We start from the raw sequence: 14,704 nt of genomic DNA on the forward strand, positions 1-14,704 counted from the left end.
GCTTTGGGCATCGGCGTGTCATTGCGCTCACGCGTTCCATCCCGATCATCCCCATCCTGATTTCGTCGCGCAATCTCAGTACTCTCCCGGAAAGACGAGGCACGGGCGCTGCTAATTCAGGAGCGCATGAGGCTTCTCCATCTCTTCATCGCTATTCTTTTGTTTGCTGCGGCCATTCTCAATCGCGCGGAAGCCGCGCCGTCGATTGTGGTCAGTGTTCCGGATCAAACGCTCGCCTTGATCGACCACGGCACGGTCACCGCGCGATTCCCGGTTTCGACGTCGAGATTCGGTGTTGGCGACAACCCGGGCAGCTATGCGACTCCGCTCGGTTCGCTTGAAATCGCCTCCAAGATCGGCGCCAACGCGCCTCTCGGCACGGTCTTTAAATCCCGGCGGCCGACCGGCGAAATCCTGCCGCCGAATGCGCGGGGCCGCGATCCGATCGTGACCCGGATTCTTTGGCTTCGCGGTTTGGAAAAGGGCAACGCCCGCGCCTATTCCCGCGCCATCTACATTCATGGCACACCTGTGGAAAACCTCATTGGACGCCCGGCCAGCTATGGTTGCATCCGGATGCGTTCGCGCGACGTCGCCCGGCTTTTTAGCGCGGTCAATGTCGGCACGAAGATCGACGTGTCGAACGCGCATCTTGGCCGCGCCCTGGCTCAGCACGCTTTGAGCAATTCTCAGCTTCCCCGGCTGGCCTCGAATTAGCCTGACTGCGTGGAGCCGGATTTGAGAGCGCTCGTTTGACGCGAAGGCGACTACGCGGTCTGCTTCGCCAGCTTGTCGGCGGCGCAAATCTCGCGCGCCAGGCCACGAGCCTCGTCTTCGAGCGATCCAACACTGAAGTCAGGACAAGTGCGGCGATCGGAGAGATATTCCTCGACGAAAGAATTCAGCCCGCCACTGCGCTCGCATTGCGCCACGTGGACCAATTGATGGAGAAGGAGCTCGCGGTTCTGCCAGCTGTCGGCCCGAATGATGATTCCGTGCCCAATGGCCACCGCCCGAGATGCGTCGGTGATGATTTGGGCACGGCGCGCGGTTTCGGCCAGTTCCTCATCCTCCGGCAATGAGATCCGGTCGACCACCAGCACGCGCACCCGGGAAGAATCCTGGACGCCGGCCAGCCGCGCATCGGCCATCTGCCGGGCGGTGAGAGGAAGTCCGTGTTTGAGGACGTAAGTTTCCTGGGCCTTGGCCCATTGGCAGGCGAGGGGCATTAAACGGTCGAATTTTTCCTGGTCGATCATGGGAACAAGGGGGAATTGCCCTCGGGTACAAGCATTTGGTATGCGAGCGCGACTCGGCGCCCGGCGGGGTACCCGCTTTTTTTCTAAAAAGTATGCTCGCCAAATCGCGAAATTTTCTTCACGATGTGCCGTGAGGAGGATTTCACGTATGAAAATTATCGGCACAATCAGTCTCGGCGTAATCGCAACTTTCGTTTTACTGCAACCAGCTCACGGACGAGGAGGCGGGCATGCTTCTTTTTCCGGCGGTCATTTCTCGGCCCCGGCGCATTTTTCCGGCGGCTATTCCAGAGGCTACGGGGGCGGCCGCTCCTACTATTCTCCGGGCGCACGATACTATTCCGGCGCGAGCTATCGCAGCCGGGGGTACTCCAGATCATCCTATCCGCGATATGCGAATCGGGTGAATGCTCAGAACGCGCGGTTTTATTCGGCCTCGGGCTCGCGCGTGGGCGCCACCCGAACGGTCGCCTATCGAACCAGGAACTATTCCGCCGCCCAGCTCTCGTCCGCGCGGACGGGCGCCACGCGCACGAACAGTTTCAATCAGGGCCGCATCGTGGGACGGCAGGGAGCCAATTGGCACCGGAACTGGGATCGGAGCCACGACCATAATTGGAACGGGCATCGGTGCCACTGGCACAACAACGCTTGGATCATTTACGATCCATGGCCGTATTGGTGGGGATACGGCTACTACCCGTACTATCCCTATTACTCCTACTATGACGACGGCTCGTACTACGACGAAAGCTATCCCACGGCCGAATACCCGCAGGAGCAACACCCGACGGAAGCCGTTTACGATTCTTCGCGGATAAGCGAGGTCCAATCCGCCCTCTCCCGGGAAGGATATTACAGTGGCGCGATTGATGGGAGGCTCAATGCCAACACGCGGGCAGCGCTCCGCAATTACCAGCGCGACCACCACCTGGCCGTGACGGGCGTTATCGACCGGAGGATTCTCGAAGGATTGCGGCTGCGATAATTCCGGCTGCGCATGTGCCAGCCGCACGGTCTCCGATCTGATGCGGTTCTCGCTCAAGAACGCGATTGCGATCGCGTTCCTGACGGCGCTGCTTTTGAAATACGGTCGTTAGGTCGAAGGAAACTAAGATCCAACATCTGTCACAAATGAAACGACTTCCGGTCCTTGTCCTGATCCTGACAACAGCAGGCGCAGCGCTCTGGTGCCGGGCGAGCGAGCCGAAGGGGTTTACCTTTCAGGACGCAACCTACGTTCATCGCTGGTCCCATGCCGACCAGCATGAGTTTACGCCGGAAGGGCAGGACAACCTCGATCAATTCGAGGACATGATCACCGTGAACGGATATCCGGACGTGCAGGATGGGGACGGTCTGGCCGCCGCGGCCAATGCGGTCCTGGAGAATTACAAGAAGGCCGAGGCCAAAATCCTCAGGACCGATTCCATTCCGCGGACTCCCAAACGGCCGGCGGAACATTTCATCGCGGCAGTTTTCGGCCGCCCGGAGTTTATCGAGGTGGCTTTCGCCCGGTTTAGAATGGTGGATGGAAAAGGATATTCCTTCGTCTATTCCCACCGCATCTACGGCGAGAAAATCGGGGATCAAATGAGCGAATGGCTAAGCGACCATGGCCCGAAAGTTGAGAAGGCGTTGATGGAATGGACTTCCATGCCATCCCCGGCCTTATCGCGCTAGGAACCTAACCGCGCACCGGACCCAGGGGTGCGGCCGCGGCCTAAATCGTCGTATCCGCGAGGTTGGATTTATATTTGGTGTTAGTCTGGCGGTCGTTGAGCTCGATGTAGACGTAGCTCGGCGGAATCACGCCTTCCTCCAAGGCAAACCAAATCTTGCCCAGGTCGGCCGGCGCGCTCAGGGCGCAAAAGCCGTAAAGCCGCTTTCCGGTGGAATCGAAGAAGTCCACCCAGGTGCGGGACGCATTAGTGTTGCTGCCGCAGGCCGGCAGATTCGGTGCGGCCGCAAACATGGCTGCGGGATAGTCGTTCTTATTCAACACGTCATAGCGATAACGAACCCAATTCTTCCCGTTCGCCGTGTAATGCTGTTGCTCGAGCAAATACAGAACTGGTTTGGGCGGGTTGTTGTTGGCGGGCGTACCTTGGATGGTCGGGACAGAGCCCGGCTCCTCCATCGGCACCGCCAGATCGCTATCAGTTGGTCTGGCTGCCGCGGGCGAGCTCTTACTGCTGGGGCTGGTCTTGTCTGCCGCAGTCGTCTTGGCCGCCGGGCTGGGGCTGGGAGTGGCAGCCCTAACCACCAGCGCTAAGACCAAACTCGACAAAAGGATGGCTATTGTCTTCGTTAGTTTCATGAGGGTCCTTTCTATGGGGAATGAAGAGGGGTTGGTTCTTCGGGTTCAAGGTCAGACTGGCCAGACCGAATGAAAGTTACAAGCACTCTTTTTTGTGCACCCGGGCATCTTTTCCGAACTCTTAGTAAGAGTGGTCGCCTCTTCCTGACCCTGACGGTTGCACTCGCGGCGCCGGTTCGTTTACAGGGGTTGGAACCGAGCTCGCGGGAGAAGGCAATCCGGGAGCTGGTCGAGAATAAGATTGATTCTGATGGACCGGGAGTGGCGGTTCTTGTTTCCCGGAACGGCGTTCCCTTGCACATGGCCGGTTATGGCCTGGCGGATGTAAAAGCGCGCCTTCCAATCACCGCGGATTCATTCTTTGACCTGGCCTCGGTTTCGAAACACATGACCGGTGTCGCGATCCTGACGCTCGTGGAAAAAGGAAAACTGATTCTCGAGCGGCCTGTCGCCGATTACCTGAAGGACTTCCGCGTGCCGATAAAGGGACGCGCTGTGACGGTAGCTGATTTGCTTCATCATATTTCCGGGTTAGCCGATTACACCAGCGACGATTGGGAAGGGAGCGACGAAGAATTCGCCACCCTCACCAATGAGGGTCATCTCAAATGGCTGAACGGGACCCAGCCTCGCCGCGCGCCGGGCGTGAAGTACGAATACAACAACTCGGAATACGCCTTGCTCGCCTTGATCGTTGAGCGGTTGAGCGGGCACAGCTTTGCGGAATATGTGCGCGATCATCTCTTTGGGCCGGCGGGCATGGAGCGCACGCTCGTTCTCGACGGCAAAACGAAGCTCCCCACCACGGCGGTCAAAGGCTACGAGACTAACAAAAAGGGGGACGTGAAACGGTCGTCATCCCCGACCGTGATCACGGGGGATGGCAGTGTTTATACATCGATTCGCGAACTCAGCTTGTGGGACAAGGCTTTGCGCAATCAAACCGTCATCACCCGGCGCTCCCAGGAGCTGGCCTGGACGAACGGACGCTATGACAATGGAAGGGAAATCAAGACCGAGAATGGCGATGGCTACGGTTTCGGCTGGGTCCTGGAGAAAAAACGGCGGATTGTTTCCCACAGTGGAAGCTGGGCCGGATCGGCGACCTATCTTCTTCTCGATCTCGAGAAAGGATTCACGGTGGCGGTTCTCAGCAACAACGGCGATCTGGACACAAGCGATCTCGCCGAAGAAATCCTGGCCTTGTTTGCCGGCGATTAGGAAGAAAATCGCCTAGGGCGCGGCCAGAGCAGCGTCCACGCTCGGGAAGAGGCGAAAATATTGATCGAGCCGGGCGCTTTCCAGGATCATCTGAACCGCTTCCTGGGCTCCGGCAAGCATAAAGACGCCGCCCTCGAGTTCGAGGCTTTGCATGGCGCCGATCAGGACCGCGATCCCGGAGCTATCAACGTATGGAACGCGCGACAAATCGACCACCAGGCGCTTTGGCTTTTCGTCGATAATGGCTCTCAGCGAAGTGCGCATCTCAGGCGAAACGTGGAGATCGATCGCGCCTTCGGGGGAGAAGATGTTGGCAGATTGGGATTCCGGCATGGTGGTTCGCGGATCATGCCACCCCGCGCGTTTGCCTGTCAACACAAGCTGCACCTTCGGCGCCCGAACGCAGAAAGCGCCAACCGGGCAATCCCGATTGGCGCTCTCGAAGTTGCAAAAAGCAGGCGTCCCCTGCGGATCAGGAAACGGGCTTGAGACTGTTAACGATCTTGCCGACTTCGGGCAGGTGTTCCTTTTCCTTCGCCGTCGTGACCCAGTAGGTCATGATAATGAGCTTATCCTTGATCGGGACGAACACGATGCTGACCGCGGCCGGACCATCTTCGTCCTTACCCTGAAAGAGCAACTCGGTCGCATCCAGATCGCCGATCTTGAATTTTTGTTCCTTCTTGGTCGAGTCGTCGAGCGTGACATTGTGCTTCTTGAGCATCTCAAACGTGTCGTCGATTTCCGCGCTCATCCCTTTTTCGCTCCCCACCGCCACGACGGAAAGGTAGACGGCGCTGTCCGCGCTCTGCCCATAGACGCCGGTGTCGGCTTCCTGCGGTTTCCAGGATTCGGGCATGTCGATTGAAGCGATGGCGAAGTCTTCGTTAGGCAGCTTGAAGATTTTGGCGTCGGCGGAGATCGCGCCAAGGGTGGCGATGACAAGGGTAGTGAAGATTAGTTTCATGATTTGATTTTTTGGTTGCGGCCAAAGAGATACCGCCGACCGCGATCGTCCGGCAAGAAGATACTTCGCCGCGCATCGAGAAATCGGCGGCAGACAATCAAACTCCTTGGCAGTTTTTCGCGCCGCGAGATATTGGAAAATTGAACGGCGTGACGGAGAGAGATTGGACCGGCGAACTGGAGCGGTGGCTGGACGAAAAATTCGCCGAAGCGTGCGAGGCGACCGGACAACGCCGGCCTCTTTCCGGTCTTCGCATTAATCCGCCCTTGGGAGGCGACGAGGCGAAGTATTTTCTACTGGGACTGGAAGAAGGCCTCTTTTTGCCGGACGCGGCGGGCTATCTTCAAAGCGAGCTATTTCCTTCCGCGACTGAGGAAGATCCGAAACCGAAAATAGGTCAGATTTTTCGGCACGATTGTTCGCCCCCACGGCTCGCGCGCGAAGTGGTCTGCCAGCTGGCGACGGCTTCCCTGCTTATTCTGAAGCGAGGATGGCTGAAGAGCCATGTGGCGCTGGAAGCCGGCAGCGAGGAACACCGCGCAGCCGCTTTCGGGCTCGACCTCCTGGTGAAGTCACCGGCCGGCAACATCCTGGTGTGGGTCGAGGTGAGGCGAAGCTTGGTTGAGCTGGAGAAACTCATCGTGGACTTGCGCGCTTGCTCGAGACGCGGCCCGCACGGACGGCAGGATTGCGGGTTTCCCCAGAATCATCCGAGGTACGAGTTCGCCCTTTGTCACAAGCCAGAATACCTGTGGGCGGTTGCGCCCGACGGGGAAACCTGTTTCCGGCTGGGTTATGCAAATGGCTCGATGGAATTGGAAGAGATTCCTTCACTTCCGCCGCGCAGTTTAATTGAGTAAGAACGATCAACGCCGGCTCTTGCCCTGGACGCTCAGCTCCCAGCGGTAGCCGTCTGGATCGCGAAACCAGAGACCCATATGCGGGGATCCAGGCGCTTCGGGGCCGATTTCGTCGCCGGGATCCTCCAGGTCGACCTTGTGCTTTTTCAAATGGGCGAGCGCTTTTCGTAAGGTCGTCAGGTTCGGCAGATGAAAGGACATGTGGTCGATCGTGGCCGGCGAGGGTTTGCCTTTGAACAAGGCGATGGTGACATGGTCGTTGCCAATGGCGACGCCGTTTTCAAACTCGAATTGCTTCTTCAAGCCGAGCGACCGCGCGAACCATTTCGCGCTCCGTTTCGGACTGCGGACCGCCAGTCCGAAATGACCGACAACGCCGACGGTGAACGGAACTTTCTTTCTCATTGCAGGAATCCTGGCAGACGATTCACCGCGAAGCGTGTGCCCAGCGTGATCAGAATCAGCGTCGCAGGCACGATCGTGAAAAATTTTTCCTTCGGAATCAGGCCGGCATTCATGGCCACGAGGGAACCGAGGATGACGAGGACAATGATGAATTGCCGGACGGTGGCCCTCCATTCGTTCAGCCGAACATCGACGTCCGGATCACCGCGCCGCTGAAGCAAGCCGCGAAAGCGCAGCGCCGCCAGGGCGGCGAAGACGAGCCCGAAATCGCCAAAATACAAAAGCGTGGCATCCCCGGTTCCGAAGCGTAGGAAGGTCTGGACGGTATACGGCAGGATTGCGATGCCGAACAGGAAAACGAAATTCACGATAACATCTGGCATTCGCGCGATAAAGCGATGCCGGAAAATGCGGTAATGCGCCAGCCAGAGCACGCAAATGATCCCGAAGGTGACGATGAAGGTTGCCCAATGGGCGGGTTTGAAAACGTCAGAAACTTTTGCCGGGATATCAAGCCGGGTAGCGAGCAGGGAAAGGCTGAAACCGAACACGAGATCGCTGAACGCTTCCAGCCGATGGGTAAAGCGTGCTTCGCTCTCCGGCTTGCTCCGCGAATCAGGAATGGACGTTTGCATCTGGTGGATATTTACGGCCTTTCGGGCGGAATGCATTATTCCAGCCTCGCCTTCCCAGATCGCGGGAGACGGAGAGGCCATTCCCTGGGGGGATGACCTGTCGAGCATGAGATTGCTCGGACAAAGCAGCTTCAGTTAGTCAGCCGCACTCGGCGGCTGACTAACCTTGCTGAATAACTGCCCCAATGATGGAGCGCGAAACCTCCGTTACGGCGTAGGCGACGGCGAGGGAGAAGTCTTCTCCTTCTTGGTCGTGTCGGCTTTCTTTGTCGTGTCGGTCGACGACTTCTTGGTCGTGTCCGCGGACTTCTTCGTCGTGGACTTCTTGGTCGTCGTCTCCTTCTTGGCCGGAGCTTTCGAAGGCGGGGTCGTGGTGGTGGTTTCGGTCTTACTGGTGTTGCACGAGCTCAGGAGCCCGGCAACCAACAGACAGGTGATAGAATAGATGAGTGATTTCATAGGTTGTGGTTAAGCAGAGGCACGAGAATGTGCGGTCGCCCGGGGGACTGCAAGCAATATTTATAGGTCTCGACGAGGGCGAAAACCGAGCCACGGACCCGGGGCTAATCGAAGGGTTAAACAGCGATTTTGCCGCTCAGAGACAGCCCCTAACGAGTGGACCAGTTTGTTCGGGAATCACTCTGGCGCCAGGCTGATTTTTCCTCGAAAATAGGAGTGGCCGGGCCCGGCTCGCCCAGCGTTTCATGTTCAAAACCAAGTCCGTTCATACCAGGATCGAAGCGAAGGATGGATTGCGAATCCTCGCGGCGCGTGGCCGGGGCAGAGGCCTGGGCAGTGACCGTTTTGATGTCTGGATGGCGAACCTCGGACCGAGCGAGGAATTGCGGGAGGCATTCGTGGGCGGCAAGCTTTCCTGGGCGGAATTCAGCCGGCGCTACTTCAAGGAACTGCTCGAACCGGGCGGGGTGGATGCCCGTAATCAACGGATCAAGAACCACGGTCAGAAATTCACCCTGCGTTTGCTTCAGCATCTGGCGAAGAAGCAAACGATCACGCTGCTTTGTCATTGCGCGGAAGAGGAGCGGCATTGCCATCGCCATCTGTTGAAGGCGGCGTTGGAAAGAGAGATTTAGCCGCGCGCCAGATCCTCGGGAGTAAGCACCAACCGTTCGACTCGGCGATCAGTTCCCAGCGCTTCCACGATTTCCGGCACGTCGTTCAACGTCACGCGGCCATAAAAGAAATGGTCGGGTTCCACGAGAATACAGATCCCGCTCGAGCATTGATCCAGGCAACTGGACGAACAGGCGCGCGCTTTCACTTTGGCCAGGCCGCGCGCGGCGAGCTCGTCTTTCAAGGCCGCCCGGACGGCTTCCGACCCTTTCTCGGCGCACGATCCCTTCTCATGGTTCGCCTCCCGGCGGTTGGTGCAGACAAAGAGGTAGCGCTCTCGTTGCGGCATGAAGCAGGTTGGCAGCCGGCGCCATCGCGGTCAACCGGGTCGCCTGGCGCAGACAGATCAGGCGGCTTTCTTTAGTTCGCTCTTCTTGGGCGAGATGATTTCCTCGGCCGCGCGATTACCGGATTGCACCGCGCCGTTCATGAAACCGGAAAGCTCACCGGCAGTATGTTCGCCGGCAAAGACCAAACGGCCATCGAGCTCCGGTTCCGCCGCCACCTCCAGCATCGTGGTGACCTGGCCAACGAGCGGGCAGGTGTAGCTGCCGCGCGTGAATTGGTACTCAGGCCAGTTCATCACCGCCCGTTTCCCGTCAAATTTCTCACGAATGCCGGGGAAAACGCGGTTCAGTTCCTCCTTGAATTTCTCGTAGCGTTCCGGGCCAACATTCTTCGTCGCGGAGCCGCCGAGGAAATTAGTCAGGATCCCACTTTCTCCGGTCTGGCCGCGGCTGGTTTCCCAGGTGCATTGCAACGGCAGGTCGGTCAGAAGGCTTCCATTGCTCGAGACCGGGAGGCCGGCGGCGGAATTACGCCACCATCGTTCGCTGAAACCATGCATGACCTTGGCGTTGTGGCCGTAGCCGAGTTCCGCAATCGCTTTGCGTTTTTCGCGGCTCAAATGAAGCGCTCTTACTCCCTCGATTTCCCGGAGCATCGTGAACGGCAGCGCACAGATCGCGCGGGAAAATTTCACCGACTTCGTGCCGCCTTCCGCGGCGAAATCGAGGGCCAGGTTCGGACCGTTTTGCGCGACCCGGGCGAGCCGATGGCCCCGGTTAATCTTCACCTTGCCCTCGAGCGCTTTCACCAGCGCATTCGGCAGCGAGCTGCTCCCGCCGCTGATCCGCTTCGACTCATCACTTTCGCCAAAGATCTTGAATCCGTCGCTCGTATCGGCGGTCAGGAGCGTGATCAGATTGAGCGACGATTGCTCCGCGAGTTCGCGGCCATACTCGATGAGGTAAGCCACTCGCAACATCTCGATCACCCATTTCTCAACGCCCTTCCCAGCGTCCGCGAGATAAGCGGCCAGGCTGAGCCGGTCGAATTTCTTCGCCTTGGCCGTGAAGTTGTCGTCGTCGTCGACAAGGCCGGCGCTGTCCGCGGCGAGTTTTTTCGCGAACGGCTCGAAGAGCGGAATCAATTCCTTATCGGTGTAATGTTTCCCGCCAAAAAAATAGAGGTCGGCGCCCGCGTCACCGCCCTTAAGCTCCTGGATTTCCACCCCGAGGTCACCGGCCAGCGTGATCAGGTCGGCATGGTCGGTGTCGACCAGTTCGCCACCAAGCTCGCAGAACATTCCATCCTTGTTGAAGTCGGTTTTCGTGAACATGCGGCCGCCGGTCCGTTCGCTCGCCTCGAAGATTTCGCACGGGATTCCGGCGTTCATCAGACGGTAAGCAGCAGTGAGCCCCGCCGTGCCCGCTCCAAGGATGGCCACCGGCTCACCTCCATTCGTCCCCGGCGTTGGAGTTTCGCCGGCGCGGGCGAAAGGCGAAGCCAGCCCGCCTCCCGCTGTCCAGAGCCCGGCCGCGCCCAGCAGACGCACAAAATCGCGGCGTGAAACGCGCGACGCTTCCCGCGCCTCGAAAAAGAATTCGCGATGACCGGGGTGTTGATTGACCCAATGCGCCTGGCGCACCGTCTGCGTTAGTTTTCGAAAAAATGGGGTGCGTCCGGACGGCATGGAGCGGGATCGTGGCAGGAACCCCCTTACCGGACAAGCCGGTTGTTGCCGGCCGCTCGGTCGGATAAGTTGAGACCAGTTTTCCCGATGAAGAATCAAGTGCTGGCTGAGAAATTCGCGCGCCTCTCCACGCCGCCAATCGCGGACGCAGCGTTGCGCTTGAAAATTCCGCTGCGGATCGCGCCCTCCGCAAATTTCTCATTTCGGATTTTTTCGGTCGACATCGGATTTAGATGGAAGTGCGGGGGCCGGCTGCCGTAAAAGCAATACGTGACCCCATCTCCGCCCGGCTCGGCAGCTCTCCCTTCGAGGGCGATCCGAGTAGAGCCCCTCACGCCCAGTCCCGAGCCCAACCCCAACCGTAATCCAACACCTCATGACGCCTGCAGAAGAACGCGCTTTCATCGCCCGGCTTGAAAGCGCCAACGCCGAGGAGCTGATCCTCATTCTGAGCCGCCCGGGTCCGGACGAAGATCGCGTTCTTCGCCTTCACCTGGGCGCCGAACGGTATGAACGGCTTCGGCGCAGCGCCCTGCGATCGTTGACCCGGAGCACGCGAAGCGCGGAGAAGAAAGGCAATGTCGTGATCCTGCACGGCATCATGGGATCAGAGTTACAGCGCTTTGAAGCGAACCGTGGCCGTCCGGTCTGGTTAAGTCTGCCCCGCCTCATCATGGGCGCCACGAAATGGCTCGAAATGAATAACGACGGGCAGTCAGTTTATGACGTCCGCGCCACCGGACTTCTTAAACGGTGGTACTCAGAGCTGATGGTCGGCCTGGCTTTCGACTGGAACGTCCAGACGTTTCCTTTCGATTGGCGCCGGGATTTAGCGGAGTCGGCGGGAGCGTTGAATGACCGAATCAATGAATGGTTCGGCTCCGACACGCCGGTCCATCTGGTTGCTCATTCGATGGGCGGCCTGGTTTCTCGCACGTTTATCCTGAATTACCCGGAACGCTGGGAGCGGGCGTGGGACTCCAAGGGAAAGGGGGGCGTGGCCGGCGGGCGGCTGATCATGCTGGGCACACCAAATCACGGCTCTTTCGCCATCCCGCAAATCATCACGGGAATCCAGACCGCGGTTAAAATGATCATGATTGCCGATCTGGAACACAGGAGCGGCGTCCTGCGGATCATCAACACGTTTCCGGGCTCCTACCAGATGTTGCCTTCTCCTTTGGTTCTCCCGGAGATGCAAAAACTTTATCGGTCAGAGACCTACGGCGAGTTTTCGGTCCCGCAGTCGTTTCTCGATAAAGCGTTGTCGTCGCACCAGGCTCTTGCCGGGGTAGTCGATCCCAAGCGGATGACTTATGTCGCGGGCTACAATCGCCGCACCTCCGAGAACATCACCAATCTCTCCGATCTTGGATCGATGGACGCTTATAGCTTTTCCTTGAATGGAGATGGCACAGTGCCACATGTCCTCGGTTTTCTTAAGAAGGGCGACGAAAAGGTCCCCACCTACTTCGCGGACGCCGCCCACGGCGCGTTACCCAATCACGAGAGCGTTATCGGCGCCGTGCCCGAGCTTTTGGAAACCGGTTCCTGTTCGCTGCCCTCCACAAACCCGGGCGCGGCGCGAGCCTTGGTCCCGGACGCTGTGGACGAGCTCGCGGAGCGTGCTCAGGTCGAGAGGGATCAGATTCGTCTAAAGCAGATCGTCCAAACCACCCGGGCTAGAACGCGGGGAGCGGCCGACGATCCTGACAGCGCTCCGGTATCAGAGGAAGAGAAGGAAGCCGAAGAGATCATTTTGGAAAGTTTCGTGGCGGACGCCGAATCCCGGACGACCAGCGGCAAGAGTCTGCCTTCGTCGCCGTCCGAATTTCCGCCACCACGAGGCGACGCGAAGGATGAACAAACAAAGGGATCGCGCGGCGCGCCGCCCAGCCCTTCAGCCACGATAAAAATCGCGCTCGTCAAAGGTGGAATTGACTCGGTCGAGGCTTCGCCGAACGGCAAAGCGATCGATGCGATCGCAGTAGGCCATTATTTCGGGGTGAGACCACAGGCCGCCGAGCGCGCCTTGGATGAAGCGATCAGCGCGGCATATCTCAAGGAATCAAAGGGCAGGCAAACCCCTGCGAGTGGTTCCGAAACCGTTCCCGAATCAGAGCTCTTGCTCACTTTGCTAACCGAGCGCGGTCACATTCCGGGCAGTCTCGGAGAGCCCTTCATTTTGCCCGATCCGCGCAAGGAAGGCCGGATCGTGGTCCTGGCCGGAATGGGAACGCCAGGTCACTTCGGCGTGCCGGAGCTCACCGTTCTGGCCCAGGAACTTTGCTGGTCGTTAGGCCGGCTGGGAAAAACTCATCTGGCGACTGTCCTGATCGGCGCCGGGACCGGCAACCTGCCGGTGAAGGATGCGGTCGACGGATGGCTGCGCGGCATTAGCCGGGCGCTCTTGAATTCTCCGGCGGACGCAGGCAGAGGCATCTGCCAGATCACGTTTGTCGAGTATAACGCGCGCACATTCAACAAGCTGAACAAGGCCCTGCAGGCCGTGGAGAAGGATCCGCCCGGCGCATTGCAGATCGAATATGAGCGCCCGTCCGACGAGGTTATCGCCAAGGCCCGGGACGAAGCGGTCGCGACAGCCTGCGCCGAAGTGAAAAAGGAATTTGATCCCGCTGTCGGCGCGCGGGAAGCGGATGAACTCGTGCCGGTGCGGCTAACGATTGACCGGCAACGCAAAGGCTACGGTTTCGCTGCGCTCACCCAAAGCGCTGCCATTCCGCAGCGCGACATCGCGCTCGACCCGCGGCTGGTGGAATCGGCCAACGACGAACTGGCCGGGGCCGCGGCCGAGGCGCAGACGGAGGCTGGCCGCTTCCTGGAAAAACTTCTCCTGCCCGAAGACATCCGTTCCCAGATTTACACGCGGGCACCGATTGTCCTGATTCTTGATTCGAGCAGCGCCAGGGTCCATTGGGAAATGGTGGCGCGAACGGCGCCGTGGGACCGGCGCGAGACGGCCGAGAGCGGTTCGGTCGACCTCGAGAAATTCCTGGGCACGACCTACGGCCTGACCCGTCAATTGCGGACAACCTTTGCTCCCGCCCCGGAGCCGCCGCCTCCACCGAAACGGGAAATCAAAGCTCTGATTGTCGCGGACCCCGCCCTCGACGCTCCGCTCCAAGGCGCCCAGGCTGAGGGCGAAGAAATTGCCAGTCTGCTTGAGAGATTCAAGAGCGACGACCCCATGGGCCCGTCGAGAATCCTGGTCACTCGCCTCTTTGGTCCTGCCCAGGCGAAACGGACAACGGTGCTCAAAAAATTGATGCTCGAAGACTTCGACATTTTCCACTTCGCCGGGCACTGCATCTACGACAAATCTGACCCCTCGAACTCCGGCTGGGTGTTCTCCGCGAGAGATGACGAACGGCTGACCGCGAACGAGCTGAACCGGATCGACCGCATCCCGAAATTCATTTTCTCAAACGCCTGCGAATCGGGGATCACTCCGGACCGCGCGAGTGAGCGCAGCGCGGACCTCGCCCCGAGCTTCGCCGAATCGTTTTTTGCCCGTGGTGTCGCCAACTTCATTTGCACGGGATGGCCGGTAAACGACACGGCCGCGCGCACCTTTGCCACGACTCTCTACGCGAAGATGTTTGGCCTGGACGGAGATTTTCGGCCTGCCTACCTGCATGAAGCAATGCGCGCCGCCCGGGTTGCGATCGCGAGACAGCCTGAAGGAACGCGAACCTGGGGCGCCTATCAACATTACGGCAATCCCTATTTTCGCTTTTTCAATCCGCCTCACAGCGAGCCGGGCGACGGCCCGAAAAAGGAACCGCTTTCTCCAGGGGCGCGCCCCGTCGAATCCGGCCCGCCTAAGGCGAAAACGCGGCGAGAGTCAAAGACAGCCGGGCGCCGCCCAGCCAAATCAAAACAAACCCGCCGGCGCAAGCATTGAGCG

16 protein-coding genes are annotated in these 14,704 nt (G+C 59.2%); 7 read left to right on the forward strand and 9 right to left on the reverse strand.

Annotated features, from left to right (window positions below):
• Positions 1 to 126 precede the first annotated feature (126 nt).
• On the forward strand, positions 127 to 717 hold the full coding sequence (locus VJU77_06425) for a L,D-transpeptidase (GenBank protein ID HKP02987.1): 591 nt from the start codon (positions 127 to 129) through the stop codon (positions 715 to 717).
• 50 nt (positions 718 to 767) lie between these two features.
• Here the strand turns inward: VJU77_06425 and VJU77_06430 are convergent, their stop codons facing one another.
• A complete protein-coding gene (locus VJU77_06430; GenBank protein HKP02988.1) occupies positions 768 to 1,259 on the reverse strand; it encodes a hypothetical protein in 492 nt (163 codons plus the stop codon).
• A gap of 403 nt (positions 1,260 to 1,662) precedes the next feature.
• Here VJU77_06430 and VJU77_06435 point away from each other — a divergent pair, with 403 nt between their 5' ends.
• Positions 1,663 to 2,247 carry a peptidoglycan-binding domain-containing protein gene (locus tag VJU77_06435; protein HKP02989.1) on the forward strand — a complete coding sequence of 195 codons (585 nt, stop codon included), beginning with the start codon at positions 1,663 to 1,665 and terminating at the stop codon, positions 2,245 to 2,247.
• Between the two features lie 146 nt (positions 2,248 to 2,393).
• The gene (locus VJU77_06440; protein HKP02990.1) at positions 2,394 to 2,942 is read left to right on the forward strand and encodes a hypothetical protein; all 549 of its coding nucleotides are present in this window, start codon (positions 2,394 to 2,396) and stop codon (positions 2,940 to 2,942) included.
• A gap of 40 nt (positions 2,943 to 2,982) precedes the next feature.
• Here VJU77_06440 and VJU77_06445 read toward each other — a convergent pair whose 3' ends face one another.
• Positions 2,983 to 3,579 carry a hypothetical protein gene (locus tag VJU77_06445; protein ID HKP02991.1) on the reverse strand — a complete coding sequence of 199 codons (597 nt, stop codon included), beginning with the start codon at positions 3,577 to 3,579 and terminating at the stop codon, positions 2,983 to 2,985.
• A gap of 69 nt (positions 3,580 to 3,648) precedes the next feature.
• On the opposite strand from VJU77_06445, the gene VJU77_06450 reads away from it, so the two are divergent.
• Positions 3,649 to 4,800 carry a serine hydrolase domain-containing protein gene (locus VJU77_06450; GenBank protein HKP02992.1) on the forward strand — a complete coding sequence of 384 codons (1,152 nt, stop codon included), beginning with the start codon at positions 3,649 to 3,651 and terminating at the stop codon, positions 4,798 to 4,800.
• A 12-nt stretch (positions 4,801 to 4,812) separates the two neighbouring features.
• Here VJU77_06450 and VJU77_06455 read toward each other — a convergent pair whose 3' ends face one another.
• A complete protein-coding gene (locus tag VJU77_06455) occupies positions 4,813 to 5,133 on the reverse strand; it encodes an STAS domain-containing protein (GenBank protein ID HKP02993.1) in 321 nt (106 codons plus the stop codon).
• Positions 5,134 to 5,272: 139 nt separating this feature from the next.
• The gene (locus VJU77_06460; protein HKP02994.1) at positions 5,273 to 5,767 is read right to left on the reverse strand and encodes a hypothetical protein; all 495 of its coding nucleotides are present in this window, start codon (positions 5,765 to 5,767) and stop codon (positions 5,273 to 5,275) included.
• Positions 5,768 to 5,778: 11 nt separating this feature from the next.
• Here VJU77_06460 and VJU77_06465 point away from each other — a divergent pair, with 11 nt between their 5' ends.
• The gene (locus VJU77_06465; GenBank protein ID HKP02995.1) at positions 5,779 to 6,627 is read left to right on the forward strand and encodes a hypothetical protein; all 849 of its coding nucleotides are present in this window, start codon (positions 5,779 to 5,781) and stop codon (positions 6,625 to 6,627) included.
• A gap of 6 nt (positions 6,628 to 6,633) precedes the next feature.
• Here the strand turns inward: VJU77_06465 and VJU77_06470 are convergent, their stop codons facing one another.
• The 3 genes from VJU77_06470 to VJU77_06480 all read right to left on the reverse strand — a co-directional run bounded on the left by VJU77_06470 (position 6,634) and on the right by VJU77_06480 (position 8,126).
• A complete protein-coding gene (locus VJU77_06470) occupies positions 6,634 to 7,032 on the reverse strand; it encodes a VOC family protein (protein ID HKP02996.1) in 399 nt (132 codons plus the stop codon).
• Positions 7,029 to 7,667 carry a TMEM175 family protein gene (locus VJU77_06475; GenBank protein HKP02997.1) on the reverse strand — a complete coding sequence of 213 codons (639 nt, stop codon included), beginning with the start codon at positions 7,665 to 7,667 and terminating at the stop codon, positions 7,029 to 7,031. Before VJU77_06475 ends, VJU77_06470 begins: the two co-directional genes overlap by 4 nt.
• A 207-nt stretch (positions 7,668 to 7,874) precedes the next feature.
• Complete coding sequence (locus VJU77_06480; protein HKP02998.1) at positions 7,875 to 8,126, reverse strand: hypothetical protein; 252 nt, start codon at positions 8,124 to 8,126, stop codon at positions 7,875 to 7,877.
• Positions 8,127 to 8,371: 245 nt separating this feature from the next.
• On the opposite strand from VJU77_06480, the gene VJU77_06485 reads away from it, so the two are divergent.
• Positions 8,372 to 8,761 carry a DUF488 family protein gene (locus tag VJU77_06485; GenBank protein ID HKP02999.1) on the forward strand — a complete coding sequence of 130 codons (390 nt, stop codon included), beginning with the start codon at positions 8,372 to 8,374 and terminating at the stop codon, positions 8,759 to 8,761.
• Here the strand turns inward: VJU77_06485 and VJU77_06490 are convergent.
• Both VJU77_06490 and VJU77_06495 read right to left on the reverse strand, forming a co-directional pair.
• Positions 8,758 to 9,090 (reverse strand): (2Fe-2S) ferredoxin domain-containing protein, encoded by a 333-nt coding sequence (locus tag VJU77_06490; GenBank protein HKP03000.1) that lies wholly within the window; start codon positions 9,088 to 9,090, stop codon positions 8,758 to 8,760. The two genes, VJU77_06485 and VJU77_06490, sit on opposite strands and share 4 nt — an antisense overlap.
• Before the next feature lie 57 nt (positions 9,091 to 9,147).
• Complete coding sequence (locus VJU77_06495; protein HKP03001.1) at positions 9,148 to 10,776, reverse strand: FAD-dependent oxidoreductase; 1,629 nt, start codon at positions 10,774 to 10,776, stop codon at positions 9,148 to 9,150.
• Positions 10,777 to 11,152: 376 nt separating this feature from the next.
• Between VJU77_06495 and VJU77_06500 the strand changes: the two genes are divergently transcribed.
• Complete coding sequence (locus VJU77_06500; GenBank protein HKP03002.1) at positions 11,153 to 14,701, forward strand: CHAT domain-containing protein; 3,549 nt, start codon at positions 11,153 to 11,155, stop codon at positions 14,699 to 14,701.
• Positions 14,702 to 14,704 lie beyond the last annotated feature (3 nt).

The organism is Chthoniobacterales bacterium, assembly GCA_035274845.1.
GTDB lineage: Bacteria > Verrucomicrobiota > Verrucomicrobiia > Chthoniobacterales > UBA10450 > AV80.